The organism is Candidatus Krumholzibacteriia bacterium (genome assembly GCA_029865265.1).
Lineage (GTDB): Bacteria > Krumholzibacteriota > Krumholzibacteriia > WVZY01 > JAKEHA01 > JAKEHA01.
Genome location: JAOUHG010000089.1, coordinates 1 through 2,867, shown reverse-complemented (window position 1 = coordinate 2,867; position 2,867 = coordinate 1). Strand labels below are relative to the sequence as shown.

Below are 2,867 nucleotides of genomic sequence, written 5' to 3'. Positions count from 1 at the left end.
TGAAGGGTTTGAGTGTCTTGATGGCGCCGTAGTAGAGAAGGGTGGCACCCGGCGCGATGCCCTCTTCGGTGACGATGGCACGCGCGCTGCGCATGATCACCTGGTCGTGACCCTCTTCGGCGGCTTCAAAGGACTGTGCGATGAGCTGCCCGTCGCCGAGCAGGTTGGTGGCGGAACGGAAGCTGTAGAAGACCACCGTCGATGCCACCGCGATGGCCACCAGCGCCACCATGGCCCCGGGCCGCGTACGCAACCCCGCTGCGCGCTCGAGCGCGGTGGCGCCGCCCTGGTAGAGGCCGCGCGCAACCGGCGGAAGGAACGCGAGTGCGATCAGGGACAGGGAAGCGATGCGAAACGGGAGCGGGAGGAAGGCGAGGTGGTTGATTCCCCACAGGCGCACGGCGGGAAGGAAGGCGGCCACCGCCACCACAAGTGCGGTGGCCGCGGTGATGCCCACCAGGAGGCCGGCGTGCCCGTCGCCGTCCGGCGCCGGGAGGGGCGCCTCCGTCTGATCAACGTCCCGCGGCGGGGACGGCGTCTTCCTCGGTTTCTTCTTTGCCACGTTGCTTACGGCCGGACGTAGCGCCCGGGGTACGCGACCCCGGGCGCCGGTCCGAATGAAGGGTGTCGGGCCGGTGGGCTACATCGAGGCCCGGTCGTAGAGCGGTTCGACGTCGGTCGGGATGTTCGAGAGCTTGCCGACGATGCGCTCCACCTCCGGCGGCACCGCGCCCCACTTGTTCACGAATGCCTCGGCCGCCGCGTAATCGCCACGGGCTTCCAGCAGGCACAGCTCCCGGGTGAGCGAGCGGGCGGCTTCGGGCATCTTCTCGAGCACCACCGTGTAGCGATCCGTCCCCGGGTCGTGCACGATCGCGCCCTGATCCTTGAACCAGTTGTACTGCATCATGTTGCCCTTGCCGTGGGCCTCGTGCAATCCGAAGCGGACGGCACGGAACAGCCCGGGCAGGAACCCGATGTACATCCGGTTCAGTTCTTCCTGCTTGATGTAGCCCTTTTCCACCAGGAACGCGCCGTTGTACATGCCCATCACGTCCGCCTTGCATTCCTCGATGGGCGAATAGAGCGTCTGCAGCACCTGGTTGACGGTGGTACGGGTGCCGTCGGCCAGCGTCAGCGTGCCCGGTCCCAGACCGTGCGCCAGCTCGTGGTAGAGCGAGAAGTTGAAGTAGCTCTCAAAGTTCACATGCTCCATGTGCGACGGATCCAGCACGACGTTGGCAATGGGCACCAGGATCTTGTCGTACTTGGCGCGCGAGATGTTCTTGAGCATGACTTTCTTGGAGCCCTTGGCTTCGCGCACGCGCTCGTCATTGGGCAGGTTGAACGCAATCGCGTGCACACCCGCCTTGATGTCGCCGCCCGCGCACACCACGTCGATCACGCTGATGGGCGAGTCAGTGCCGCGGTTCATGTTCTTCATCTCATTTGGAATCGGAAGATTCCGCTCCATCGCGGGCAGGAAGTTCTTCAACTCCTCCAGGCGCTTGCTGTCCGCGGGATTGCGGATGGCGATGACGCCCTCGAACGCCGCCTTGTAGTTGAAGAGACCGTCCTCGTACACCTCGTAGGGACCGATGGTGACGTCGAGGATGTTGTCCTTCACGTCCATCCAGTCCATGTCGCTCTGGAAGTAGTCGTTGGATTCGAAGGCCGCCGCGCGGCTGCGCAGGAACCTGACCAGCGTGGTGTAGTCCACGCCGTTGGCGAACTGCGTCTTTGCCTCCGGGGAGGAGAGAACGTCGGCCGCCTCGATCATCAGGTGTGCGGCCTGGTCGAGCATGGGCGCATAGAACGTGCTGTACGGAACCGCTTCGAGACCGCCCGTTTCGCTGCGTCGGATGCATGTGAAGTAGCTGAGGAAGGCGTCCTTCTGGTCGGGGTGCGTCTCCACGAACGCCTCGAACTCCTCCTTGGTCATATCCTGGGGGTAGTACCCGGCGCCCTCCGGCTTTGCCATGGCGCCGATGAAGGGGCGGTCGTGCTCGAGCCGCAGCCACGGCCCCATGTTGATACGGAAGAGGTGGTAGAGATCGCCTGCCAGGGACGGGCCCGAGCCCGCCTTGTCGGCGGCGGCGCGGAGATCGTCGCGCATCTGCATGTTTCCAGACCAGACCTGGGTCAGGAAGATCTCGTCCATGATGCGCGCGGCGCCCACCAGCTTGGTGAGGGCGTCGGCTTCGGCCGCGGAGAGGATGGTATCGTCGTACGTGATCTCGACCGGCGCGAAGCGCGCGATCTCCTGCTTCACGCTGTCCGCGGAAAGGTGATGGAAAGGCACGGCAGTCTCGGCCTCGCTGGCCGTCTCGGATTTCTTGTTGCAGCCGGCGGCGGCGCAGAGCGCAGCGGTTGCCGCTAGCACAAGCGCGGCCCGCGCGGTCCTTCGAATGATCATGATGACTCCTTAGCTGGCTTGTCGGGGACTCCGCGGGGATGGGGACGCCCCGGCGGAAGCTGGGCTGATTATAGCGGAAACCAATGAAAAATCTAGAGGTTAGAAGACGGCCGAATCCGCTGGGAAAAAGGACCAAAATGTCGTAATATAGCCCCGTTTGTTGGGTGGAGAAAGGTAGCAATACCAATGAACCGTATTCTGCTATCGATTGTCTGTCTTGTTCTGGTGGCGGGCAGCGCCGCCGCCAATCCTCCGATGACCGGGACCTACTTCTCGACCGACCTGCCGGGCGGCACCATGCTGACCGGCCGGTTCAGCGAGTCGTGGGTCACCACGCCACCCGCCCCGGGCAAGATCGGCAATACGCTGCACGCGCTTTCCTGGGATGGGACCATGCTGGCCACGGAGTGGAAGCTGTGGTGTGCGTCCATTGGCGCGGCGCCGGTGCTGA

The 2,867-nt window shown here is 64.2% G+C and carries 3 protein-coding genes; 1 reads left to right on the top strand and 2 read right to left on the bottom strand.

Annotated features, from left to right (window positions below; translation table 11 throughout):
- On the bottom strand, positions 1–562 hold a 562-nt coding region (locus OEX18_15835; protein ID MDH4338733.1), incomplete at its 3' end, for a hypothetical protein.
- Between the two features lie 78 nt (positions 563–640).
- A complete protein-coding gene (locus tag OEX18_15830) occupies positions 641–2,416 on the bottom strand; it encodes a peptidase (protein ID MDH4338732.1) in 1,776 nt (591 codons plus the stop codon).
- Positions 2,417–2,602: 186 nt separating this feature from the next.
- Between OEX18_15830 and OEX18_15825 the strand changes: the two genes are divergently transcribed.
- Positions 2,603–2,867 (top strand): hypothetical protein (locus tag OEX18_15825; protein MDH4338731.1); only part of this gene is annotated, 265 nt, incomplete at its 3' end.